This window comes from Pseudocolwellia sp. AS88, assembly GCF_030551755.1.
Classification (GTDB): Bacteria; Pseudomonadota; Gammaproteobacteria; order Enterobacterales; family Alteromonadaceae; genus Pseudocolwellia.
Genome location: NZ_JAUPEC010000008.1, coordinates 150815 through 177258, shown reverse-complemented (window position 1 = coordinate 177258; position 26444 = coordinate 150815). Strand labels below are relative to the sequence as shown.

Here is a 26444-nt window from a genome sequence, read left to right as displayed (position 1 = left end):
AACTGTTTTTTGTGAATTAATTGAATTTAATTTCAAAGCGTTTATTAAACAATCAGATCATTCAAAAATCATTCAAAAATCATTCAAATTTTACATAAATCACTAAAGAAACTTTAAACTCTATCAATGATACAATGAGTTTATTGTTCTCTTTTCTTGTCAAATTTCGCGTTAACTAACAAAAGTAGTGTTTATTTATGAAAGATTGTAATCAATGCGGCAAATGTTGTATTAAATATGGCGGAGAAGATCTTTCAGCTACTAAGGAAGAAATCGATCTCTGGGAGATATTTCATCCTGAAATTTTTGAATATGTTAAAGGTGAAGAAATTTGGTTTAATCCTAAATCAGGCGATAGGCTTAAAAAATGCCCTTTTTTACAGTTAGCTCCTAAAGCTAATCCGCTTGAAGCCAATAAGTATACATGCAGTATTTATTTTAATAGACCGGAAGATTGTAGACTTTACCCAAGCCTTATCCCTGAAATGATAAGAGATGAATGCGAAATGATTGAAGCTATCGATATTACTAAACCTAAACAGGCTCAAGTAAAACTAGATGTATTGATGATAGATAGTAGATAACCTCAACTCGGGATAAGCAAAGTTACTCAATAAGCTATTTTTATTGAATGTTATAACATTCATTATCCCGAGTTGAGGTTAGGTAATAAGTAAAAGAAGTGATTGTGATTCAGTAATTTCCTTCATATTAATTATAAAGGAAATTATTGGAATGATATTTCTCTATCACTATTTGTATAAGTAATAGCGCTATTAACAGAGTCATACAATTAAGGTAGTTATATGTAAGCTATGTTTTGATATCTAAATATAACTAACTATCTATAATTTTCTGCTAACTATCTTTTTGAGCTGCCTGTCTTTTTCATTTGTACAACTTTACGCGCTATATCTAGTAATTCAGGTGCTATATCGTCGGCACCGTCTTTTATTAACTTGGTTACATCGCCTGATGAGAAGAAAGCGCCACGTTCAGACTTAACACCTAATGATCTAACATAATCTTTAGTTTTACCTGTACTGCCCGTATCAATGTATTTGAAAATAATTTGCTCATTCAAACTTTGTGGTTGTTCTTTAAGCATACTTACATCTTGAGTAAGTGATTGTATTTCATCTTCTAAGTTTTTAATTAATTCGGCAAGGCTGTTATATGGCTTCATTCAGGTATGACTCTTATTGTGTCGCATATTGCGAAAATCTGACTCTACTATATAAAGTAGTAGCATTATTATTTGTATTGTAACGTTAAATTCGATGAGTAAACAGCTTATGCTTTAGTAGATGTCTTTTTAGTTCGTCGTTTACGGGTAAACTTTCTAGGTACTGCACTTTGTGGTAATCCAGTAAAAGTCACATCTTTAACTTCGTTAATCAATTGATGTAAGTTTTGCTCTACTCCACCTATAAAGGTTTGATAGTTTATAGACTGATTACTAATTGATTCAAGTTGCGATTCCCATAATGCAGTCATATCTGGCTGTGATATTTGTGCAGGTAAAGCCGTTATTAATTGACGCCCTATTTCTGTCGCTCTGATCTCTTTACCTTTGCGTGTTAGAAATTGCCGTTTAAATAGTAATTCAATAATACCTGCTCGTGTTGCCTCGGTACCTATACCATCTGACTCTCGTAACGCCTTTTTAATATTTGCATCGGTAACGTAGCGCGCTATTCCCGTTAACGCCGATAATATGGTGGCATCAGTGAAAGGTTTAGGTGGTGTTGTATTCTTTTCTATTAAATTTCCTTCTAAGCAAAGTACCGATTCTCCTACTTTTACCTCTGGTAGTTTTTTAGTCGAAAATTCATTATCTTTTGTATTATCACCATCTTTATCACTATTATTGTTTGTTTTATTGGTATTTGAAGACGAAAACAAGTTTTTCCAACCATTTTTAACAATATCTTTCTGCCTGCTGATAAAAAGACCACCATCTATAATAGTATTTATTTGTTTATCAACGTATTCGAAGTTTGGATAAAACTGTGCCACATATTGTCTTGCTACTAGCTCATAAATTTTAGTTTCTGTAGGAGATAAAATACCTGTTGGTTTATTTTTAGCTGTTGGAATAATGGCATGATGCGCACTAACTTTTTTATTGTTCCAAACACGACTCTTTTTCTTTAGATCTGCCTCTTTTAAACTAGCTGCTAATTTAGGTGAAATTTGGCTAATTGCATCAGTAACAGCAGGCACATCATTTAAATGTTCTGTAGGTAAATACTGACAATCTGATCTTGGGTAAGTTATGAGTTTATGTTTTTCATAAAGTTGCTGACAGGTGTCTAATACTTGTTTGGCACTCATTCCAAAAGCTTTGGCCGCTGCAATTTGCAAACCCGATAAACTGAATAGTAAAGGTGCTGGTTGTTGTTTTTTATCTTGAGTAACTTTTTCTATTTTACCTGGCTGATTATTAATACGGTTGACGACTGTTAATGCTAGTTTTTTAGATAGCACACGTTTTTCTTCATCCATATATGGCTCGCATGCTTTACTTGGTTGCCACTTACCTTGAAATATTTCACCGTTTGCTGTTGTTATATTAGCTAATACTTCATAAAAAGGCTTTGAGACAAAGTTATCGATTTCAATATCTCGGTTAACCACTAGGCCCAATATAGGTGTTTGCACTCGCCCAATAGATAATACGCCTTGATAACCTGATTTCTTCCCACGTAAAGTGCATAAACGTGTCATGTTTAAACCGTAAAGCCAATCTGCACGGGCTCGTGCAAGTGCTGATACAGCTAAAGGTAGAAAATTCTTATTAGGTTTTAATGCGTTAACAGATTTTTTTACTGCGGCGAAGTTCATATCGCTGATCAAACAACGCTGAGCATTATCTATTTTACTTTTGGATGCACCACAAAAGCTTATCGCTTCATCTACAAGTAACTGCCCTTCTCGGTCAACATCGCCAGCATTTACTATACAATCAGCTTTTTTAACAAGTTTTTTTATTACGGTAAGTTGTTTTCTAGTTTGTGATTTAGGCTTGAGTTGCCATTGTTGAGGTATTATGGGTAAATGTTCGACTACCCATTTTTTGTATTTAACATCATAATCTTCAGGTGGTGATTGTTCTAATAGATGTCCGATACACCAAGTAACTACATCGCCATTGCCAGTTTCTATAAAACCATCATTTTTTTTATGTGGCTTAGGTAGCACATCAACAATAGCTCGAGCTAAACTGGGTTTTTCTGCAATAAATAACTTCATGACGACATTTTATATTTTATGAATAACAAAAACATCGTAACTGTTGTTTTATACAGTATCAAGTAATAAATAATACTCTATAGATATTATAAGTTTGGTTAGTACTAATTAACCACAGCACTTTTTGTATTTTTTCTCACTGCCACATGAACAAGGATCATTACGGTTAGGTGTTTTATCAAAAGTAGTAGTTACAGGCTTATTTAGAATAACGTCAAGTTCGTTGATATTCTCGTCAACGCTTTTATCTACTGTAATGTCAGCAAACAATTGGTTTTCAGCAACTAAGGCTTCTACTTCTAATTTTCGCTCATCAGAAGCAACAACTAAGGTAAGAGGATTTTTCTCTGTGCCAAGTTTAACGGTGCGCTTAGTGTTATAACCTGTTGTTACGTGATTATGTCTGGTGTGAATACGCCCTTTGTAATACAGATCGTGCATTATTTGCTCCCGCTAATTAAAACCATAATTTAAGCGCGGCAGTATAACGCAAAGGGATAAATAGTCGACTTTATAATGCTTGAATACGACATTTAGCCTTTTATTAACCCAAATATTACCTTTATTTGAGATTTTTAATGAAAAATCACTTAGCGTTAATATTGAAAATATTCATAACAACTAAGTAATTTTATGTTTTCTTTTATCCTTTATTTGTTTAACTACTTCTTAATGATGAGGAGCGCCATAGGTAAAATAATGCAGGTAAAATTAATAGCGTTAAAATTACCGCGCTTAACATACCGCCAACCATAGGCGCTGCTATTCTACTCATTACTTCTGATCCCGTTCCTGTTCCGTATAAAATAGGAAGTAAACCAACAATTATCGCTGCTGCTGTCATCATTACTGGGCGAACACGTAAACCTGCGCCATGTAAAACAGCTTGCAGCACATCCGCTTTTGTCGTGTCTATGTTTCGTTCTTGATGATAATTAAGCATTTCTTTATAAGCTTGGTTGAGATAAACCAACATAATGACACCAATTTCAACAGCGACACCTGCTAAGGCAATAAAACCAACGCCAACAGCTACCGAAAAGTTAAAGCCCTCAAGGTACATTAACCAAATACTGCCTACCATGGCTAAAGGTAAAGTCCCCATGATCATCGCGACTTCAATCACATTTCTAAAGTTTAAATATAGTAAGATGATAATAATGAATAAGGTTAATGGCACAACGTAAGCTAACTTAGCTTTAGCGCGCTCCATATATTCATACTGGCCTGCCCATGCAATTGAATAACCTGCTGGAAGTTTTAGTTTATCTGCAACAACTTGCTGAGCAGCTTCAACATAAGTACCTATATCGACACCTTCTATATCAACAAACGACCAACCGTTTAAACGTGCATTTTCAGATTTGATCCCTGGCGGTCCATCTTCAATAAAGACATTAGCTACATCGCCTAATGAAATACGCTGCCCTGTAGGTGTAACAATAGGCAACAAAGATATTTGCTCTGGTGAATCACGGTAATCTTGAGGATAACGTAAATTTACAGGATAACGCTCTAGCCCTTCAACTGTGTTTGTTACATTAATACCGCCAATAGCTGTTGATATAACTTGCTGTATCTCCGCTATATTTAACCCATAACGTGCAGCCTTCGCACGTTGAATATCAATTTTCACATAACGTCCGCCAGCAACACGCTCTGAATAAACGGATGCCGTACCAGGTACATCTTTAAGAATAACTTCTAGCTGCTTCCCTATATCTTGAATAACAGAAAGATCTGCCCCTGCCACTTTGATCCCAACAGGTGTTTTGATGCCTGTGGCTAACATATCAATTCGGGTTTTTATTGGCATAACCCAAGCATTAGTCACGCCGGGGAATTTAACGAGTGCGTCTAATTCTGCTTTCAAACTTTCAGGAGTAACGCCAGCTCTCCATTGATCTTGCGGTTTAAACTGAATGAAGGTTTCGATCATAGTTAATGGTGCAGGATCTGTAGCTGTTTCTGCCCGTCCCATTTTACCAAATACAGTTTTCACTTCTGGTACTGTTTTGATCAATTTATCCGTTTGTTGTAATAGATGTCGAGCTTGCCCGATAGATATTCCAGGATACGTTGTTGGCATATACATTAAATCGCCTTCATCGAGCGGTGGAATAAATTCACTGCCAATTTTATTTAGTGGATATATTCCAATAGCCAGTACAACCAAGGCTGCTAATAAAGTGATTTTAGGAAAACGTAACACAGTTTTTAAAGCTGGCATATAAAGATAGGTTAGAAATCTATTTACTGGATTTTTATGCTCCGGTAATACTTTTCCGCGAATAAAGTAGCCCATAAGAACAGGAACTAAAGTAATAGCTAATGCAGCAGAAGCAGCCATGGCATAAGTTTTAGTAAAAGCTAATGGCGCAAACATTCGCCCTTCTTGTGCTTCTAAGGTAAAAACTGGGATAAAACTAACAGTAATGATCATCAAACTGAAAAATAATGCAGGTCCAACTTCACTGGCTGAATCAATAACCACTTGCCAGCGGTTTTCATTGGTTAATTTTTTCCCTTGGGATGTTAGCTTTTCCATATGCTTATGCATGTTTTCTATCATAACGATTGCACCATCTATCATGGCACCAATCGCAATCGCAATACCACCAAGCGACATAATGTTAGCGTTAAGCCCTTGAAAATGCATAACGATAAAAGCTGTTAAAATTCCCACAGGTAAACTTACAATAGCAACCAAAGATGAACGCACATGAAACAGAAAAACAATACAAACTAAAGCGACAACACCAAACTCTTCTAGCAGTTTGAAACCTAAGTTATTTACCGCACGTTCAATCAACGCTGAACGATCGTAAACAGGAATAATTTCAATGCCTTCAGGGAGGCCTTTTTTAAGTTCTTCAAGTTTTGCTTTTACGCGATTAATTACTTGTTGAGCATTTTCACCAAAGCGCATAACCACAATACCGCCAACAGTTTCGCCTTCACCATTAAGTTCGGCAATACCTCGACGCATTTGTGGACCTGTGCCAATATCGGCGACATCTTTTAACTGCAAAGGTGTACCATTTTCGTTAACACCTAAGGGAATATTTTCTAGATCATCAATACTTTTTAAATAACCTGTAGCTCGCACCATGTATTCGGCTTCAGCCATCTCGATAACTGAAGCCCCAATTTCTTGATTGCCTTGTTGAATAGCCCTTTGAATATGAGAAAGCGGAATACCAAAAGCGCGTAGCTTTTCAGGATCAACATTGACTTGATATTGTTTAACCATACCACCTAAAGCGGTGACTTCTGATACACCTGAAAGGGTTTGTAACTCATATTTTAAAAACCAATCTTGTAAACTACGTAGCTCGCTTAAATCGTGTTGCCCTGTTTTATCGATAAGGGCATATAAATAAACCCAGCCTACACCTGTGGCATCAGGGCCTAATTGAGATTTAGCATTACTGGGTAAATTAGGTACAACCTGACTTAAATATTCAAGTACGCGTGAGCGAGCCCAATATAAGTCGGTATCTTCATCAAAAATCACATAAACATACGAATCACCGAAAAAAGAATAACCTCGCACAGTAACAGCACCAGGTACTGACAACATAGCGGTAGTCATAGGATAAGTGACTTGCTCTTCCACCACTTGAGGTGCTTGGCCTGGATAACTTGTTTTTATTATGACTTGTACATCAGACAAGTCTGGCAAGGCATCAATCGGCGTTTTATTAACAGAATATAACCCTGCAGCCACCAATAAACAGGTTGCTAGTAAAACAAAAAATCGGTTTCCAACGGACCAACGAATTATAGAAGCAATCATAAATATAAACTCCTAAATTAGTGGTTTGAATGATCAATGACAGTATTGTCATTAGACATTTGCTGATCAAGCATTTCAGTATCAGATACATCAATGTCTATAACCTGATAACCTCCTGTTACTTTTTTACTTATTTTAACGCGAACATGTCGACCTTCTGTTAGCTGAGAAAAATCTACCGCATCTATAGCCGTAAAATCCATGGTCATTTCTGGCCAGCTCCATTCAGGGATAGGATCATGAATTAGGGTTAACATTCTATGATCAGCCATAGTGCTTTCTACTTCAGCGTTTACCCAAACGGATGATAATTCTGGAGTTTCTTCTTCAATGTTTTCAGGTTCCATACGTTTAAAATCAGAAGTTTTACTTGATTCAGAATCCAATAAGAATTGAGCTGAACTTACAACATTCTCACCTTCAGCTAAGCCTTCTAATATTTCAACGCTGTTTTCATTATAGCGCCCTACCTTAACTTCAATAGACTTGTAGTTACCTTCGCCTAATGCAAGAACAACACGATTTTGTGTGCCTGTTCTGATCAGTGCTTCTTTCGGGATAAGTAGCGCACTTTCATTACCAGAGGTTTGAATGGTGATTTGTCCAAACATGTTAGGTTTAAGTTCGTTGTTGGTATTATCAAATCGTAAACGTGCAATTGATGTTCTAGTTTTAGGGTTGAGCATGGGATGTATGTGTTCGATTTTTCCTTGCCACTGTTTATTAGGTAAATAATCTAACGTCATCACAACATCATTACCCATAGCGAGTAACGAAGATTGACGTTCGAATACTTCTGCTTTTACCCACACTTGGCTCAAATCGATAATTGATAACATCATGGTTTCAGGTTTAACAAATACACCTTCTCTAACACTTAAACTTTCAACAACACCACTTTGTATTGCATAGAAAGTTACATTCTGTTGAATTTTTCGTGTAGCACGTAACTTTTCAATTGCTTGTTGGGGTAAATATAATGCTGCTAAACGATTTTGAGCTGCACTAATAAGTCGATTATTCTTACGATCTAACGCCAGTAAGAATTCTTCTTGTGCATTTACTAATTCAGGAGAATAAATATCGTACAGAGCTTGCCCTTTTGTTACTTGATCGCCTACGGCTGAGACATAAAGCTTTTCAATCCAACCTTGTACACGAGAATGAACATTAACCAATTGTTCTTCGTTGTAAGTGACATAACCAACGGTATTAATCACTGTGTTTAAAGGTTTTATTTCTGCTTTAGCAACTCTTACACCTAAGTTATTTTCAACATTGGAAGAAATGCGAATTGTACCAGCACCTTCATCAGGACCTGAGCCGTCGTCATCATAAACAGGAACAAGATCCATCCCCATTGGTGACTTACCAGGTTTATCTTTTCTATAGTTTGCATCCATTGGTGCAACCCAATAAATAGGTTCTTTTGAGTCTTTAGTACTACTCGACATTTCATGGCTAGCTGATTGAGTAGGCATAATAAAATGATAAGCAACAAAACTTATTATGCTACCTAAAACTAACCCAATAATAACGCCAGCTTTCATTCGTGTATTTTTACTATTAGTCATTATCTTTCTCCCCAAATAGTTCTAGATTGTGAACTATTGGCCATACTTTTCTGGTTTTCGTAGCGAGTCGATTTAACACTGGCAACTTTAACACTACCAACAAACAAGTAATTTAACTCAAGATGTATCTTCTGCTCTTCTACATTAAGGGATAGATCTTCAATTTCAGTATTCAATACGGCAATCCTTGAACGAACAACTTCAGAAAAATCACCATCATTATTTGTATAAGCTGCTAATGCGGCCTCTACTTGATCATGCATTTGCGGAAGCAATTTTGTTTTATATAAATGTTGTCTGGTTTTAAGGCGCAGCAATCGAGCTTTCGCGCTAGCAAAGCTACCAATAAATTGTTTTAACATTAAAAGCTTTTCTGTTTTAACGGCTTCAGTTTGGTGAATAGCTGACTTTACTTCTTTATCCTGCTTATTCTCGGTGAATAAAGGTAAATCGAAAGTAACACCTACTGAAAATAAATCAGCTCGGCTGCGCCCATCAAAATCATCCGCACGGTAGCCATAACTTGCGTTAACTCCCCACTCTGGTTTGTATTTTTGTTTTGCTAACGAAATACCTGTTCTACTCGCATCAACCTTTTTTTCAATAGCAATTATAGAAGGATGATTAATAAACAAAGCAACAACTTGATTAGGTTTAAGGGGATCACTTTGATAGATAACCTCATGGTTAAGTAAATCGATATCTGGAAGCTGAGGGCTCAAATTAAAATGAGACAGAGCTAAGTCCGCAATGATTGAATCATAAGAAGTATCTGTAATGTCGTTTGAGTTACCCGAATCACTTTCTTGAGATAAGTTAACCAACCATTGCGATAACAAGCCATCAAAACTGCTTTTTTGTTGATGAAGAATATCTAATCTATCGTCTAAGCGTGTTAACTCTAATTGTGCTCTAACAATATCTTGTTGTCTGGTTTTACCTAACGCTGAAGAGTAACTTGCTTCGCTAATTTGTACTAACTGCTCAAAAAGCTTCCTGTTGGTTTCTATTAAAGTAATGCTCTCTTGTACTCGAAAAGCATCTAGCCATAAGCTACCTACCGTAACCGCTACCTGAGATTTTCTATTTTCTCTTTGATAAGGGTACATTTCACTTTCAGTTTTTAGCTGGTCACTTTTGATTTTTAAGCTATCGCCACGAGGAAAAACTTGCGATATCCCCACTTGCGCTTGCGTCATCGCTTCTTGAGAGAAATCAAAACCATTAACAGGCAAATTCGCCATGTTAATGGAGATTTTAGGATCAGGTAATGACGTTGCCGCCTGACTCATATATTCAATAGAACGTTGCTGATTTACATTACCCGTTAACCAAGGATCGTTAGCTTGCGCGGTACTGATCGCTTTGTTGAAAGATAAAGCCTTCTGCGTTGTATTACTGAATGGTTTTGTGGCATTAGCATGGAAAAAAGTAAAAGCTAAAAGCCCATTTAACATTAATTTATTGATAAACATAACCGCCCCAATAGGGATAAAAAGTTTAGTTCATAAGGTTATTTTGAAATGGTTATAGAGAGTAAACCGAGATCAAAAAGCCAAATACAGAGATAAAATAGTTTAGTGAGCCAAATTTTGGACACACTGAGTCTGTAGTTAACTTAGTATAGGAGGTCGATATAAAGAGGTTGGGAGCTGACTTTGAATTTGAACAGGTATAGCGTAAATTTTTGCAGCGATATCGATAACGACATCATTATTTATATTTTGGTGGATTGAGAATAAAGGTGAACAACCGCTGGTAAAACAATTACAAAAACTATCACAGCAATCGTCATCTTTAGATTCCGGCTCATTACTCGTACCATTTCCCATCGTATGTTGGCTATGGTCCATCATTGACATGTTAGTACTTTGATCTGAGCTTTGTTGCTGATGCATGCTCTTCATATTTTCCATACTCATCATATGATAAGACATAACAGTAGACGCCATTGCCTGACCGAAAAAGGTCAAACAGATAAGCAATACCATTAATGTTTTAGAAAAGTGTTGGAACACAAGTCACCAAGAAATAATTTAATTGATGTAATGATACATTAAAATTCTAGTGATTCAATGCAGATAACTGATTAGAGTTTACAAAAATCAATTTTCCCTTCTAATAAAACAACTAACTTACCATCATATTAATTATCACAGAGTTGTGATTCATTTAATTCATAACCGTGTCTTTTTCGTGACGAATTCGTGATAACTAATCCATAGAATTTACCTAGATAAAAAAAATGATGAAATAAAAAACACATATAAATTTCAATCTAACTTACATTTGAAAAGGTAAATAGTATGTACAAAAAATTTAATAAGACGCTAGCTAGTCTTTTTGTAATATCAAGCTTATGCGCTGCCGTAGCAATAGCAGAAGAGTCAGGTGATGATGAAGTAAGACCTTCACCTCCTTCTATAGGTACAGATATTCCAGTGACTTACTTTGGTCCGCCACCGTCAAGTGTAGAACCAGAACTTATTGGCCCAGTACAACTTTTACGTTCTGGAGTGTTAGATGAAGATGCTGGCACCATAACCATGCCACTTTATTACGGTAAATTAAAAGAAACAGGTGAAGCTGTTTGGTATGTCATAACAGATACTACCGATGCAGAAGTAGCTGTTGCTCTTGGTGTTAACCATGCAGGTAAATTAGCTTTTGCTGATAACTCTCGTTCTGCTCGTATTGCTGAAACCGATGTTGATGGCACCTTAATGTTCCATTGGGGAGCTGTAGACTTTTCACCAGAGCGTATTGTTACACCGGGTGAATTACCGAATGCATTCCCACCTGCTGCTTTTCAACCAGGTTCTGTTGGCGACGAACTATATTCGCCATTAGTTAAAATTATTAGTGCTGGGGATCATATATACAACGCCCCAATGATTGCATTTAACACACCAGCAGAAGATTTAGATTTTTGTGATACAACACCTGATTATTCATTAGTACACGATAAAGTTGTTCATATTTGCCCTGAAGAAGGCACAGTTACACTAGCATTAACACCTGGTTTTAGTTTTGCTAAACCTGTTTTATACCTTTCAACAGATACAAACGACCCATTACCAGCAGCACTTGAAGGCGCAACTTATGCACCAGGTTTAAGAGATGTAGCCGTTGGTGCTGATGATTCACTATTTAGTGCAGTTGAACGTATTTTCGGTTTTGTTAATGGACCGGTTAACCTTGAAGAAGGAGTAACTAATCCACAACGTCAAGGTTTTGAAAGTGCGCTTAGAGGTGAAGGCGATACCTTAAACGTATTAGGTGGAATTCCTACTGTTGCGACAGATTATAGCCCTCTTTGGGATCTTAACTTAGGTGAATGGAGCCAAGCAGCTATTGATAGAGGATATGTTTCTCGATTAACTGAAGAATTTCAAATTTTAGGCCTAGTTGAACGTGGCTTTATTACCGGCCCTGGTGGAGCTCCTTATGGTTCGACAGGATTTATTATTAACTGTCCAATTGTTCACCGCTTTCTGTAGCACGCAACGAAACTAACAAATTAAGGTTTATTATTATGAAAATTACTACTCAAAAATTACTATTAGTGACAGCAATGTCAATTGCCTTGTCAGCATGTAATGGAGACGATGGTAGCGTTGGTGCTCAAGGTCCTGCAGGCCCAGCAGGTCAAGACCTAACCTTACCTGAGCCTTCAGAAATCACCATTGAATTTGGTGGACGCTTAGCTCAAGATTTCGCTGATGCAACTGAATCTAGTACAAATGCATTTGAATTAGTTGCTGGCACTCCTGCTGAATTTGAAGAAGATGAAGACGATGTTGCACCGGGTCCACCTTCAGTAGGTGCTGATATTCCTGTAACTTACTTTGGTCCTGCGCCATCTGATAGCAACCCAAGACTTATTGGTCCTGTTCAATTGTTAACAGCAGGAACGGTTGATACAGAGGCAGAAACAGCAACGGTTACATTACCTCTTTATAAAGGGCGTTTGGCATCGGGTGGTTCGAAAGATGGTCAAGAGTTTTGGTATGTTGTAACTGATACATCTGATCGTGATAATGCTGCGGCATTAGGTTTAAACTTCAGTGAGAAATTAGCATTTACAGATGTATCTGGTTCTTCTGATAGTTTTCAACCTTCAGCTGTTCGTCGTGGTTTTTATGACAACGAAGGCGTACTAGTTGTTGAAGGTGGAGCGGTTGACTTTTCTCCTGTAAGAAGCACAAATGCAGGATCAACTGATACGTCTGGCACTAATAATTTACTTGCAGATCTAGCATTTACTCCAGGCGCTATAGGTACTGATGTAGGTGATGAAAACGGTTTTTATAGCCCATTAGTTAAAATAGAAAATGCACGTAACCATATTTATAATGCACCTATGGTGTCATTTAATACTACTGATGAGCAATTATCTGCTTACTGTGACGGTATACCTGACGACCAATTAGTTGCAGCACGTGAAATACTTCATGATGGTGTTGTTGCTATTTGTCCTGGTGATGATGGCGAAGCTGGCACTGTAACATTAGAGTTAACTTTAGGCTTTAGTTTTGGTCGTCCAGTATTGTATTTATCAACGGATGCATCTGCGGATATTGCTGCTACTCTTGAAGGCGCAATTTTTGCTCCTGCATTAGCAAATATACCTGTAGGCGCTGATGATTCACTATTTAGTGGTGTTGAGCGTATCTTTGGTTTTACTAACGGTCCTGTTAACGATGCGAGTGGTCAAGTAAGTCCACAACGTCAAGGTTTTAACAGTGCTATTCTTGGTGAAGGTGTTCCTTTAAACATTCTTGGTGGTATACCTACCATTGCTACAGATTATAGTCCGCTTTGGGATTTAAACTTAGGCGAATGGACACAAGAAGCTGTTGATCAAGGATACCGCTCTAGAATGACAGAAGAGTTTGCAATTCTAGGCATGGTTGAACGAGGCTTTGTAACAGGTCCAGGTGGTACGCCTTATGGCTCTACCGGAATAATTATTAATTGCCCTATCGTACAACGCTTATTATAAATTAAGATAGAATAACAAAACGCCATTTGAGTGATCAGATGGCGTTTTTTTTGTATGTAAAGAACCTGAGTTCGGTTTAATAAAGATAAGCAAACAAAGTGAGTATAGAGGGTTAGAAAACGATTAGACTAGAGAAAATATTAAGCTGTGTATGTAGCTTAGTGCTTTAACTTAGTAACCAAGTTAAACTTTGGAGTATCTGAATTCCTATATTAAATTCTAATGATTCAATTAACTTATCCCCAGTAAAAACCCAGTCGAACCAAACACAACTTACCATATCTAATCAGTACAACCCGATATAGTAATATCTGGTCGCTCACCTTGCACAGCTCTCGTGTAAATAAGCTTACAGACGTCAGCGCTTGCTATTTCACTTACGGTCAAATCTTCTGTAGTACTTGTTCTGGTAAAAGTAATCGCGGGATCAGAACCAGAAAGTTTCCAGTCATCATCATTAAGATCAAGCAGTAATTTTAAATTGGTTTGGGTAGCGAAAGGATAACCGTACCGAATTCTTATACCTGATGGCAGGGTTTCATCAGCAAAGTCGCCGGCCTGATTAATTTTGGCTTTAGCAAAAGTCAACGAAGAAGCAGTTTCTAAAGCTGATTTAAGCCCATTCATTGCAGCTTGTTGAGCGTCATCTTGTAGGTTTATAAATTTAGGTAAAGCGACAGCAGATAAAATGCCAAGGATAGCTATTACAACAACTAATTCAATTAAGGTAAACCCTGAGTGTTTTTTCATATAAAACCGTAACCTTTACTACTTTAATTTTAAGAAATTGAGATTTTAAAGTCTTAGTTTTTTAAAATCAATTTAACTCCTGTATAAATCAAAATAAAAAACTGGCTAGTCGCTAAGCTTGATCCTTTCTAAAATACAAAAGAAAAAGAGAGAATATTCAAATGATGACGAGTTTTTTATCAATATATTATTGGTTAACTTCTTTATATTCTAACCATAATAAAAATTCTTGGTATTCTGAGGTATTATTTTCTTTATGTTGCTTCCAGTTTTTAAATAGGCCAAATTCTTCTTTCTTCGACATATCCGCAACGGTAGCTTTAACGTGACTTTTTTGTTCTATGATTTCTTTGTTAGCTTGTTCTTTTGGCTTAAGGTTATCTGTTTTTAATAACGTAAAAGCCCCTTTTTTACCTGTGAAAAGTCCTGGTTCCTTCTCCATTTCATTATCAGCTAATGCGCCAAAGCTTGTTGTTAATAATGTAATCACAATACATATCGTATATTTCATCATATTTTCTCCAAATAATAACTAGGAATTATTGAATATCTGAGATTAAATTTTTCAATAAAAGATCAAAATATTCAAAAACTCCTAAAGAATAGCATGTAAGACACAATACTATTCTTAATTAGTAATGATTAAAACTTAACTAAACCACCTAAAACTAAAGCATTAAATGATTCTTGATCATCTGTATCGCCTTTAGTTGCTTGCGCCCATAATTGAACACCGGTTAAAGGTTTAAAGTTATAGGCTAACGTTGTACGTGTATGATCTGGACCAGACACACCAGAACCATCTTCTGAACTATAGTTACCCATGCTAATACTTACTGCATGTTTATCTTTTGTATAACCTAGCTTCCAGTTAATGAATTCTCTTTTGCTGTCATCTACTTGATCAGCTTCACCATAAGTTGCAGTAAAGTTAACACCTGATGAATGTTTGTAACCAGCAAGAACTCCTCGACCTTCAGTAGCACCAAAGAAACCAGCAGTACCGTTTTCATCAATATCCGCTTGTGGATCTTCATCACGGTCAACATCACCGTAATCAACATTCCAAACATTTACGCGCCAGCCATTCGCCACATATTTAATGGCAACTTCGTAACCACTCGCTTCACTCATTTGAGCGTAGAATTTAGCACCTTCTAAAAAAGTAGGTGACTCATAAATAATACGCTCATTAAAGATAGATTGAGCTTGTACAAATGGTGTTTGGCTGTCAGTAGCAGGGCCACGACGGCTAGCACCAAAACGTTGGCTCATGCCTAATGGATCAGACCACCAAGTGCCTGATTGATCGACATCAGAAATAATCCAAGTAATACCAGCACCAGTACCTAGTTTTACTTTACCAAAATCACCAGCAACAGATAATTCTTGAATACGAGTTCGAGAGTTACCTTCTGCATGAAGGATACTAGAAACCCCTTCATCTAAACCAACTTCTAATTGAGCGCCAAACTTCAAATTTCCATAATCAAATGTACCTTTAAAACCGAAATTTGATTCTGCAAATTCATGACGACCAAAATATACATCTTTCGACGTATCATCTTTTAGCATATTGTAAGTAATTCGACCGTAAACCGACACATCAGCGATAGCTGAATTCGCCACAAATAAAGTACTTCCAATGGCTAAAAATAGAGCTGTTTTCTTCATTATTATATTCCCCAGTTTATGTTATTAGGGTTTATTGAGCTTTCATAGTTAGATTTTATTCAATTTTTAAACGAGTTAAACCACGACGTGGGCTTTATTTTTTAATAAAGCGCACACCAATAAGCATGCTTTTTAAATGAACCTAACGGCAGCATGTGTTTAACATTTAGCGTAAGTTCGAGTAACTAACTTCTCTAACTTACGCTGTACTATCTAAATGCTAAACACCTTGCTGTAAAACTAATCAGGAAAGATCAACAACCCTAGTTTATGTTATTTTTTATTATGTGAAGATAAAGTATTCAGGCAAAAATAAAACCAGTGCTAGAACCATTATCTGCATTAGGATAAAAGGAATTACACCTTTATATATTGTTGTTGTTTTAAGTGTGGGTGGAGCTACGCCTTTTAGATAAAAGAGACTAAAACCAAAGGGCGGTGTTAAAAAAGATGTCTGTAAATTCATTGAAATTAAGATAGCAAACCACACTAAGTCAATTTCTAAAACCATAGCCACAGGTACCAAAATCGGTACAACTAAAAAGGCTATTTCAATGAAATCAATAAAGAATCCTAAAATTAATATCGCTAACATAGACATCAACAAGAATGTCCATTTATCACCTGGTAAATCTAAGAAGAACTCTTCAACAATGTATTCACTACCTGAATAGCTAAACACCATAGAGAATGCTGTTGCACCAATAAGTACAGCGAAGATCATTGACGTTACTTTTACAGTTTCTTTCGATACATCATTTAACTTTTTGAAAGAAAAACTACGATAAAAAACAGCTAAAATAACTGAGCCTAATGCACCAATGGCAGAAGATTCTGTCGGTGTAGCAATACCAGAAAAGATTGAACCTAAAACTGTTACGATAAGTAATAATGGTGGCACAATATCTTTTGTCGCTTGTACTAATAGTTCAGCTTTACTTTCTGTGATCTCCATAGGAGGACAGTATTCAGGTTTAAATTTACCTAAAACCAAAATATAAATGGTGTAAACAACAATTAGTAACATACCTGGAAGTACAGCAGCTTTAAATAAATCACCAACAGGAACACCCATTACATCGCCAAGGATAATCAAGATAATTGATGGCGGGATAATTTGACCTAACGTACCCGATGCACAAATCACACCTGCAGCCGTAGGTTCATGGTATTTATTTTTAAGCATTACAGGTAAAGAAATAACACCCATTGCTACAACACTTGCACCAACAACACCTGTAGACGCCGCTAATAAAGCACCAACAATAATCGTTGAAATAGCAACACCGCCGGCAATACTGCCAAAGAGTTTTGCTGAAGATTCAAGTAAGCGTTCAGCCAACCCTGTTTTTTGCAGCACAATCCCCATAAAAACGAACATAGGAATTGCCATCAAGGTGGTATTTTCCATTACGCCCATAATTCGATATGGCATAAATGAAAATAGATCTGAGCCTAAAGCAAGCACACCGACTAAAACTGATACACCAGCAAAAGTAAATGCTACAGAATAGCCAAAGAATAAAAACAGTAAAGCGACTACAAATAAAATCAAACCCGTCATTATTTCTCTCCTTTTTCTGGAACAAGAGTTGAAAGGCTTTTAATTTGAGTTAGTACTACATATAAAAGACAAATGAGTAAATAAATAGATGAAACAGGAATAACACTTCGGATAATCCAGCGATGAGGTAATCCACCCGGATCTGCACTGCCTTCACCCATAGTGTAGGCTTCTAGCGCGTAGTCCCAGCTGAAATATAAAATTAAAAGCGTAAACGGCAAGGCAAACAGTAAAGAGCCTACAATATTGATAATAGCTTGTGTTTTTTTAGATAGTTGATCGTAAATAACATCAACTCTTACATGACCATCTTCTTTTAATGTGTAACCAATACCGAACATGAACATAGCAGCATAAAGATGCCATTCAAGTTCTTGCATAGCAATACTTACATCGTTAAAAAAGTAACGCATTACAACATCGTAAAATACGTTAAGGATCATCAGGATCATTAATAAACTGCAGAGCGAACCAACAGCATTAATAAATTTTCTAAGAATATTTAATAAGGTTTGCATAATAATAACCTCCATAACTACTTACTTAAGGAAAGTAAGTAGTTATAGATATTGAGGGATGTACTACTTAGCGCTGAAGCTGTCTAAGTAGGCACGGTCTGAGAAGTCTGTCCAAGCACGCGCTTGTTCTTGGTAGCTTTTGATAGAATCTAAAATCTCTTGAGTTTTAGGATCTTTGCTAGCAAATTCAGCAAGTAATTCACTGTTAGCAACTTTGATTGCGTCCATTACTGGTTTAGGGAATGTACGCATTTTCACGTTAGGAAAATCTTTTCTGATGGTTGCTAAGTTCTTACCACTTTCATGAGTTGATTGCGTATACATGTCGTATGCCGCTAACTTCATTGCTGCAACTAAGATTTTTTGTAAATCTTCAGGTAATTTATCGTAAGCTTTCTGGTTTACCATAAACTGAAGTTCAGTTGCAGGCTCATGCCAGCCAGTATAGTAGTATGGAGCTATTTTGTGGAAACCCATACGTAAATCTAGTGATGGACCAACCCACTCTAACGCATCAATCGTATTACGTTCTAATGCAGTGTATAGCTCACCTGATGGGATGTTAGTAGGTTTAGCACCTAACTTAGCCAATACTTCACCAGCAAAACCTGGGATACGCATTTTTAAACCTTGAAGATCTTCAACACTGTTGATTTCTTTACGGAACCAACCGCCCATTTGGTTACCTGTGTTACCACCTGGGAACGACATAATGCCGTACTTGTCGTAAACTGACTTCATTAACTCCATACCGCCGCCATGGTAGAACCAAGCGTACTGTTCAGAAGTTGTCATACCGAAAGGAACTGTTGTAAAGAACATAGTGTTGAAGTCTTTACCTTTCCAATAATATGATGCTGAATGACCCATTTGATATTGGCCATTTTTAACAAAATCGAATATACCAAAAGCAGACTTGTGCTTATTGGCAGAATCGATACGAATAGTGAAACGACCGTTAGATAATTCTTTTACTAACTTCGCCATATTTTTTGGTGCATCACCGAATATTGGGAAATTAGGACCCCATGTTTCAGCTAATCGCCATCTAACTTTTTCGTCACCAGCAGCATTTACCAGCCCAGAAAATGCAACCGATGCTACTAACAACGCTTTTATAATCATTGATTTTGACATTGTAACCTTCCCCATTTTGCGCTTATCGCGCTTATTAAAGTTCCTATACTGTCGCAAAAGAGAGACATTTTAACTATTCGTACAAACACTTACCTACCTACCTACTAATACGATCTATACTAGGTATAAATACGTAGGTATTGTCTGCACAGTAGCAATATCTCTCAATATTTGTGATTATAGTCGATTATACCGAATACGAACGGTTATATTTCATTCAATTATAATAACCAGTAAAATATCCCACAGGTTGTTAACAAAGGCAAATCATGACGCTACCACTACGACTCTTATATATCGCCGTTTTTCAGGTAATTTTGACTTCAGTAATCACCTATTATCTAGTTTCTAATGAATACCGAGAGCTCTCAGTTAAAACCGTAAAGGCCCTTGAAAGTTTCTTAATAAAGCAAAAAGAACAAGAACTTAAGAACTACACGTCTATTGCTCTTACTTCTGTAGAACACATGTATCCTAGCGACAAAAGCAACGACAATAAAGTTAAAGGTGTAGTGGCAGATATTGTGGAAAATATGCTTTATAACGGAGATGATGGCTACTTCTTTATTTACGACGTACACGGAAATAATGTTGTTCATCCTAAACAGCCTAACCGAGTGGGTAAAAGCTGGTGGGATTTAAGAGACAGCAATGGCGAAATGATCATTCAAGTTTTGATCAAAAATGCTCAAAAAGGTGGCGATTTTTATCGATATAACTGGTCCAAACCATCTGAAGGCCAGCAATCAGAAAAAATGGGTTACTCAACCATGATAGAACGTTGGGATTGGATGATAGGTACTGGTGTCTATTTAGATGATGTATATAAACAGCTAAATGAAACTCAAAACGAAATTAATCGACACATCAACAGAACTAAAAAAATCATTTTAGTAGTAGCTTTATCTTCAATCTTCTTTATTTTTATCTTTGGTTTTGCTGTTAACCTTAGCCATAAAAGAAAAGCTGAAGAAAAAATAAATGAGCTTAGTCAAAGAGTTATCGACGTTCAAGAAGAAGAAAACCGCCATATATCAAGAGAGCTTCACGATGGAATTATTCAAATATTAGTTTCTATAAAATATTCTTTGGAAGCCACCCGACTTTCACTACTTAAAAACAAACAAGAAAAACCAGAACCACTCACTCATGCAGAAAAAAACCTCACTTTTGCGATTCAAGAAGTGCGAAGAATTTCTCATCACATGCACCCTCAAGTATTAGATGAACTAGGATTATCTGTTGCTATCGAATCTATAGCGCAAGATTTCTCAAAACGTACAGGCGTAGAAATACAGGTATTTAAACCTTCGTTAAGAAAATTATTACCCGACTTTATCAATACAACCCTATTTAGAGTGGTTCAAGAAACATTAACGAATATTCAAAAACACGCCGAAGCCAAAAGTGTTATTATAAGTTTATCAATACAGGATGACTGGCTAACCCTAACAATAAAAGATGATGGTAAAGGCTTTGATATTCAGAACAACAATACTTCTTATGAAGGTATTGGCTTAAGAAATTTAGCTGAAAGAGTTCAATATCACAAAGGTGAATTTAATATAAAATCATCGAAAAAAGGCACACTTATTACCGTTAAAATACCAACAGCCAGTTTTGTAAATCATTTCAACGAAGCAACAATAAGAACGAAAAACGATGATAGATAATAATAATTCAAAAATTTCTGTCATGCTTGTTGATGATCACCCTATGGTACAAGGTGGTTTAACAGCATGTTTAGCATTTTATGACGATATAGAAATAGTTGGGGCTACAGATGACGGGGCAGAAGCTTTAAGTAAAGCAAAAGAATTAAAGCCTGATGTGATCATTATGGACGTTAGTATGCCGAAAATGAACGGTATAGATGCCACTGAAATTATATCAGAACAACTTCCCGATACGCGCGTACTAATATTTAGCATGCACGACAGACCTGAGTTTGTTAGAAGCGCAATTGATGCGGGTGCAAGCGGTTATGTATTAAAAGACACCTCATCTGAAGAAGTGTATTTTGCAATAAAAGCCGTAGCTAAAGGCAATACACACTTTAGTAGCTCTATATCTAAAATGTTAATTGAAAACCCGATGAAAGCTGATAACGAAAAACTCACCACACGTGAGCAAGTTATTCTTTCACATGTCGCTAGTGGTTTATCAAGTAAAGAAGTCGCCCGAAAGTTAGATATTAGCTTTAGAACCGTTGATGCTCATCGCAGAAACATAAAAACAAAACTAAAAATAGAAACCTTAGCTGAATTAGTAAGATACGCAGTTAATCATGGGTTAATTGAAAAGAATAAGTAACCTAGATTCAGGATAAGCAATTATGCCTAACATTACCTCAACTCGGGTTAATGGATTTAATAACCCATTGATTTATTGAAGTATCTTTTAGCTTTATCAAGATTAAAAACATAAAAGGCCTTAATTCTCTCTCAATGATGAAATTTATGTGATTATCAAGGCGTTTTTATAAACCAATAGCTGGCTATTGGGCGTAAAAATACGTTTTTTTTATTCCTGATAAAAACCAAGTACCTGCATCCATGCAGGCAACGCAGATAGGCGCTTAAATAGCATTATTGAGTAAAATAGCTTAACCCGAGCTGAGGTTAATATTGTTATTTAATCGTTTACTTGGATGTTTTTCTTGCTAATAACCAGCTATTAATCAAGAAAAACACCTTGTTATACAATTAGCGTCTAACATTATCGGATGAACTAAGTTCTATGTTAGATAATTAACGACATCAGAACACTGTGCAACAGCTTCCTTACTGTTTTTATTATCTGATTCAGAACATCTTCTAATAATATTTTAGCCAAGTTATTCCATGCTAATGCATCAGATAGAACAATGTCCCCGTTAAATGCATTTCACCATATTGATCGTCTTAGCTAATGTAAGAGATATCATTCTGAATAAGCTTATAAGGCATAGATTTCACAACTTTTTAATTTAAAAGCTTTAAGATGTTTGCATTTTAAACGTACATTTAGTGGCATACATATCTTTATCTGCTTGGTTTATAAAATCATCAGGAGATAAGTAGCCCTCAGCGCCTGTTTCAGCGTAACCAATACTCATAGTAAGCTTATCTAATTCTTTATGTACTTCTTCTTTTAATCTTTTTCCATAACTATTCTTTGCTTGTTCTATCGTGCAATTAGGGAAAATAATACAGAACTCATCTCCGCCATATCTAAAAGAATGATCCTCTGTTCGAGTAATATTTTTAATAATTTTAGCCACAGTTAAGAGTATTTCATTGCCCTTTTGGTGACCTTGAGTGTCATTTATTTTCTTAAAATCATTTAGGTCTATATAAGCTATAGTAACCGACTCACCACGACGTTCTGCACTGTACAAAACAGAAACAAGAATATCATTTAAATTTCTTATATTTAACAACCCAGTTAGTGGGTCTCTTGTAACTTGCTCTTGTAATCTAGTTATAACCGCTTCACTTTTAGACTCGTAAACATAAACCATCGTCCAGATAGCTATCACACACAATCCAAAATTAGCCATCACAATCCATTGTACATCTGAGTTAAGTTGCCATACCAAACGACCAAGAAAACCTAAACCAATAAATACACTTATTGTTGTTAATATTGTTCCGAGTTTACGCCCTAAAAGTAAATAAGAGATAATCGGAAAAATAAATAGCCATGCAAATAAACCATTCTCGTAACTAGAAAAATAAATACCATATAAAACAAGGAAATAAAAAGTACATAAATAGATTAAAGACCAGCGTTTTAAATGTATTGTGGTTGAAACAATACTCAGAATATAAGACCAGAAAAATGCTACAACAGCTTCCATCATGGCGAAAGAGTGCCAGCCACTTATCCAATTTTTTATAGCAAAAAATGTTGCAGAAAAAATAGTGACTACCAACAATATACGTAAAGCGAATCGCCTGTAGTCGTAGTTATCTTGTTTGATCATTCAAATTTACCGTTATTATTAGTTTGATTTTTCTAAATCATCTTTAATGAAATCAATTAAACAGAAGGTAAATTCCCTTATTATTTAAATACGTCTATGTTTGTATTAAAGATATATTGTGCATATATATAATTTGTAAAACCCTTGGTAATACAAATCAATTTAAATATAGATGATATACAGAAATAATAACTCATTATCTTGTTAAGAAATTATTATATTAAATGTATTTCTAACTGATCTGAGTATAAACAAAACCCTTTGCATTTTAGTGTTAGTATTAAGCATAGCTGACAAAGTTAAAATTGTTTATTGAAAAATATGATTATTTTGTTATTTCTGAATAAAAACAGAATTAATGAAACACTGGTTATAATTTATATAAAGTGTCACATAACTGACATTCATAATTTTTAATTGTTCTATAATAATGCCATCCCATTGGACTATATAAATACCACACGGCATTTTATTTAATCCCTTTTTACTCTATTAATCCTAAGTCTGTAATCCCTAACTTAAACGTTAGTTATACAGGAGGTTATCGTGAATTATAAAGATTACTACAAAATAATGAACGTTGATAAAACAGCGTCTCAAGATGAAATTAAAACATCTTATCGTAAACTCGCACGAAAATTTCATCCTGATGTAAGCAAAGAAAAGGATGCTGAAAGTCGTTTTAAAGATATCAACGAAGCTTACGAAGTACTGCGCGATAAAGAAAAGCGAGCAGCTTACGACCAACTTGGTAGCAATTGGAAATCAGGACAATCAGGCTTTACACCTCCACCTAGTTGGCAAGATCAATATGGCCGAAGTAATGGTGGATACAGTGCTGGCGGCACAGCTGGAGGTCAAGGCGATTTTAGTGACTTCTTTGAATCATTATTTGGTAGTGGCTTTGCTGGAAATCCTGGAGCCACAAGAGGCAGAGGTTCATATCAGAAAAAAGGACAAGACAGCAGCGCCAAGATAATGATTGATATTCAAGACTCTTATACCGGAGCAAGCCGCAACTTTAGTTTGAGTGATCAAATGGTGAACCAGAACAGACAATCAGCACCAAAAGATCGTACCTTAAAGATTAATATTCCTAAAGGTATAAAAGCAGGACAAAAAATCCGCTTGAAAAATCAAGGTGGTCCTAGTGTCGGTGGAGCCGAAAATGGTGACTTATATATTGAAATTGGCTTTAACCCTAATCTATTGTATGAAGTTGACGGAGCAAATATTACCACTGAAGTCAGCATTAGTCCGTGGCAAGCAGCTTTAGGTGACAAAGTAAAAGTACCAACACCAACAGGCGTTATCGATTTAAGCTTACCTAAATTAAGTAACAGTGGTAGTAAAATGCGCTTAAAAGGTCGTGGCTTACCTTGCAAAGTAGCGGGTGATTTTTTTGTAAAACTAAAAATAGTATTACCAAAAAGCTTGTCAGCAGAAGAAGAAAAACTGTATGAATCTTTAAAAGCCTTAGCTACAGAAAATAAAGTAGAGGCTTAACAAAAGCAGGTACTTAGTTTTAACTTAGCTCCTGAATTACAGAGGTTTTATAAAAGCTGATCTAACACAGTTTTAGCTTGGCGAATTTTAGTAAACATTTCAGCGCAACCACCTTTATCAGGATGATGTTTCTGAGCGAGGTGCTTGTACTGAGCTTTAATCATTTTTGCATCGGCATCAGTTGGAAGGTCTAACACAGCAAGTGCTTCTTTCTTGTTATCTTGTGCTAAATATTTTTGCCAAAAAGATTTAAGTAAATCATTAATTTCATCTTCTTGTGTTTCAAAATAATGTTTTGAATTTAAGTAATAACTTTCAAGTGGATCAATTGTTTCAAGCGCTAGCTTTTCTTCATTATTTATACTTTTTGATGCTACTAATGGTAAACGTTGTATCCTCACTAATTGTATATCGAGTACAAATGTCTGCTTATCCCGATACTCTCTTCTTAAGTGATATAAAACATGCATACAAAGAAAATGTGCGCTAAATAAATCTTTTGATTCAGCTAATGAGAAATCGGCGAACGGGGTAATTTTATTATCTTGCAGATGTTTAATCAGTTGATGTTCGTTTGTTTGAGGAAAATCATTTAAAAATCGATCTATTGCATCAAGTAAAGGGGCTAAATAAGGATTTAAACTATTCATGTAAATATTAGATCCTGTAGGTAAAATCTTATCGTCCTTACCTTGTATTTGTTGGTTTATTTGAACCATTATTAGGTTTTAGATTAGAGATTGCAGTATTAGCGAGATTGTGAGTATATTTTGCTTCTTTTTCCAAAGCTTCTAAATCTTTAATAATTAACTGATTACGCTTTTTATCAATCGTGTCTTGCTTCTTCCATAACTGTAGTTGTTTATTAATAACCTGTCTAACAGATCCCGTCATTCGTGCTAAGGTTTCGTCGTTTAAACCATTCACTAAATGGTGTTTATGCTCTTCTTCTTTCGCGCCGGCATAAAACTTGATTTTATTTATATGTTCCAAAATAATTCGACTTAAACGTGTAGGCACATCATGTAAAATTAAATTACTCGCTTGATGCTCTTTCTCACGCATCTTTTGTGCTAAATAGGGCATAAACTGCTGATTAAATTCTGGATAAGTCCATAACCAATGACGCATAGTCGATAACTTTACCGAAAGCAGTTTTACTGTATTTAACGGTGAAATAATCACATTATGGGGCTGATCATCTAATAACACCATTAAATCAAAACAGTCGCCTGCATAAAGCATATCTAATGTGGCTTCACGACCTGTTTCAGGATTCGCTTGTTTGATTTCTAATTGCCCTTCTATCATCACAAAAAAGCGTTTTGTTAGAATATCTGAATTAATATACTCGCCTTTGTTCCATTCATTTAATTGAAATTCTTGCTGAAAATCTTCAATTAACTTTTCAGGTAAGTCTGCAAAAATATTCGCTTGTTTAACTAATACAGGACTCGCTTTTTGAGGAAGGTGATTAACATCTTTATTCATAGATAAAAGGATTTAAGCCATAACATAAACACATTTTTTTATTCTACCTAGTTGTCGCTATATAGCAAAAGCTAAAACAAAACTGAGTCCCCCACTGCTACCTATCTCTCCAACTATTTAATTCAAAATAATAAAACTAAATGACACCAACTGTCATATTTGTGACAGAAGCATTTATCCGTCTCCCCTATTATAGCTCCACTA

The 26444-nt window shown here is 35.8% G+C and carries 22 protein-coding genes; 6 read left to right on the top strand and 16 right to left on the bottom strand.

Going from position 1 to position 26444, the window contains the following annotated elements; translation table 11 throughout:
* Positions 1-197 precede the first annotated feature (197 nt).
* Positions 198-584, top strand: coding sequence for a YkgJ family cysteine cluster protein (locus Q5N69_RS08170; RefSeq protein WP_304368381.1), 387 nt, complete (start codon positions 198-200; stop codon positions 582-584).
* Between the two features lie 278 nt (positions 585-862).
* Here Q5N69_RS08170 and Q5N69_RS08165 read toward each other — a convergent pair whose 3' ends face one another.
* The 7 genes from Q5N69_RS08165 to Q5N69_RS08135 all read right to left on the bottom strand — a co-directional run bounded on the left by Q5N69_RS08165 (position 863) and on the right by Q5N69_RS08135 (position 10646).
* Complete coding sequence (locus Q5N69_RS08165) at positions 863-1186, bottom strand: hypothetical protein (RefSeq protein ID WP_304368380.1); 324 nt, start codon at positions 1184-1186, stop codon at positions 863-865.
* Positions 1187-1293: 107 nt separating this feature from the next.
* Complete coding sequence (locus Q5N69_RS08160) at positions 1294-3255, bottom strand: DNA topoisomerase III (protein ID WP_304368379.1); 1962 nt, start codon at positions 3253-3255, stop codon at positions 1294-1296.
* A gap of 108 nt (positions 3256-3363) precedes the next feature.
* Positions 3364-3696: a PBPRA1643 family SWIM/SEC-C metal-binding motif protein gene (locus Q5N69_RS08155; RefSeq protein WP_304368378.1), complete on the bottom strand. Its 333-nt coding sequence runs from the start codon at positions 3694-3696 to the stop codon at positions 3364-3366.
* 217 nt (positions 3697-3913) lie between these two features.
* Entirely contained in the window at positions 3914-7054 is a 3141-nt protein-coding gene (locus tag Q5N69_RS08150; RefSeq protein WP_304368377.1) for an efflux RND transporter permease subunit, read from the bottom strand.
* Between the two features lie 17 nt (positions 7055-7071).
* On the bottom strand, positions 7072-8628 hold the full coding sequence (locus Q5N69_RS08145; RefSeq protein WP_304368376.1) for an efflux RND transporter periplasmic adaptor subunit: 1557 nt from the start codon (positions 8626-8628) through the stop codon (positions 7072-7074).
* The gene (locus Q5N69_RS08140) at positions 8628-10103 is read right to left on the bottom strand and encodes a TolC family protein (protein ID WP_304368375.1); all 1476 of its coding nucleotides are present in this window, start codon (positions 10101-10103) and stop codon (positions 8628-8630) included. Before Q5N69_RS08140 ends, Q5N69_RS08145 begins: the two co-directional genes overlap by 1 nt.
* A 138-nt stretch (positions 10104-10241) precedes the next feature.
* Positions 10242-10646 carry a CopL family metal-binding regulatory protein gene (locus Q5N69_RS08135; RefSeq protein ID WP_304368374.1) on the bottom strand — a complete coding sequence of 135 codons (405 nt, stop codon included), beginning with the start codon at positions 10644-10646 and terminating at the stop codon, positions 10242-10244.
* Between the two features lie 288 nt (positions 10647-10934).
* On the opposite strand from Q5N69_RS08135, the gene Q5N69_RS08130 reads away from it, so the two are divergent.
* Both Q5N69_RS08130 and Q5N69_RS08125 read left to right on the top strand, forming a co-directional pair.
* Complete coding sequence (locus Q5N69_RS08130) at positions 10935-12128, top strand: hypothetical protein (RefSeq protein WP_304368373.1); 1194 nt, start codon at positions 10935-10937, stop codon at positions 12126-12128.
* Between the two features lie 35 nt (positions 12129-12163).
* Positions 12164-13633 carry a hypothetical protein gene (locus Q5N69_RS08125; RefSeq protein ID WP_304368371.1) on the top strand — a complete coding sequence of 490 codons (1470 nt, stop codon included), beginning with the start codon at positions 12164-12166 and terminating at the stop codon, positions 13631-13633.
* A 282-nt stretch (positions 13634-13915) separates the two neighbouring features.
* On the opposite strand, the gene Q5N69_RS08120 is transcribed toward Q5N69_RS08125, so the two are convergent.
* From Q5N69_RS08120 to Q5N69_RS08095, 6 genes are all read right to left on the bottom strand, one after another.
* A complete protein-coding gene (locus Q5N69_RS08120) occupies positions 13916-14383 on the bottom strand; it encodes a prepilin-type N-terminal cleavage/methylation domain-containing protein (protein WP_304368370.1) in 468 nt (155 codons plus the stop codon).
* Positions 14384-14570: 187 nt separating this feature from the next.
* Entirely contained in the window at positions 14571-14897 is a 327-nt protein-coding gene (locus Q5N69_RS08115; protein ID WP_304368369.1) for a hypothetical protein, read from the bottom strand.
* A 128-nt stretch (positions 14898-15025) separates the two neighbouring features.
* Positions 15026-16057, bottom strand: coding sequence for a porin (locus Q5N69_RS08110; RefSeq protein WP_304368368.1), 1032 nt, complete (start codon positions 16055-16057; stop codon positions 15026-15028).
* Between the two features lie 283 nt (positions 16058-16340).
* Complete coding sequence (locus tag Q5N69_RS08105) at positions 16341-17621, bottom strand: TRAP transporter large permease subunit (protein WP_304368367.1); 1281 nt, start codon at positions 17619-17621, stop codon at positions 16341-16343.
* Positions 17621-18139, bottom strand: coding sequence for a TRAP transporter small permease subunit (locus Q5N69_RS08100; RefSeq protein ID WP_304368366.1), 519 nt, complete (start codon positions 18137-18139; stop codon positions 17621-17623). Before Q5N69_RS08100 ends, Q5N69_RS08105 begins: the two co-directional genes overlap by 1 nt.
* Positions 18140-18202: 63 nt before the next feature.
* Entirely contained in the window at positions 18203-19264 is a 1062-nt protein-coding gene (locus tag Q5N69_RS08095) for a TRAP transporter substrate-binding protein (RefSeq protein ID WP_304368384.1), read from the bottom strand.
* A gap of 329 nt (positions 19265-19593) precedes the next feature.
* On the opposite strand from Q5N69_RS08095, the gene Q5N69_RS08090 reads away from it, so the two are divergent.
* Both Q5N69_RS08090 and Q5N69_RS08085 read left to right on the top strand, forming a co-directional pair.
* Entirely contained in the window at positions 19594-20949 is a 1356-nt protein-coding gene (locus Q5N69_RS08090) for a cache domain-containing protein (protein ID WP_304368365.1), read from the top strand.
* Positions 20939-21589 (top strand): response regulator transcription factor, encoded by a 651-nt coding sequence (locus tag Q5N69_RS08085; protein WP_304368364.1) that lies wholly within the window; start codon positions 20939-20941, stop codon positions 21587-21589. Before Q5N69_RS08090 ends, Q5N69_RS08085 begins: the two co-directional genes overlap by 11 nt.
* 664 nt (positions 21590-22253) lie before the next feature.
* On the opposite strand, the gene Q5N69_RS08080 is transcribed toward Q5N69_RS08085, so the two are convergent.
* Positions 22254-23243, bottom strand: a complete 990-nt coding sequence (locus Q5N69_RS08080) for a GGDEF domain-containing protein (RefSeq protein WP_304368363.1) — start codon at positions 23241-23243, stop codon at positions 22254-22256.
* 546 nt (positions 23244-23789) lie between these two features.
* Between Q5N69_RS08080 and Q5N69_RS08075 the strand changes: the two genes are divergently transcribed.
* Positions 23790-24749, top strand: a complete 960-nt coding sequence (locus Q5N69_RS08075; RefSeq protein WP_304368361.1) for a DnaJ C-terminal domain-containing protein — start codon at positions 23790-23792, stop codon at positions 24747-24749.
* A gap of 47 nt (positions 24750-24796) precedes the next feature.
* Here the strand turns inward: Q5N69_RS08075 and Q5N69_RS08070 are convergent, their stop codons facing one another.
* Entirely contained in the window at positions 24797-25399 is a 603-nt protein-coding gene (locus tag Q5N69_RS08070) for a DNA-J related domain-containing protein (protein WP_304368360.1), read from the bottom strand.
* Positions 25400-25436: 37 nt separating this feature from the next.
* A complete protein-coding gene (locus Q5N69_RS08065) occupies positions 25437-26240 on the bottom strand; it encodes a Crp/Fnr family transcriptional regulator (RefSeq protein WP_304368359.1) in 804 nt (267 codons plus the stop codon).
* Positions 26241-26444 lie beyond the last annotated feature (204 nt).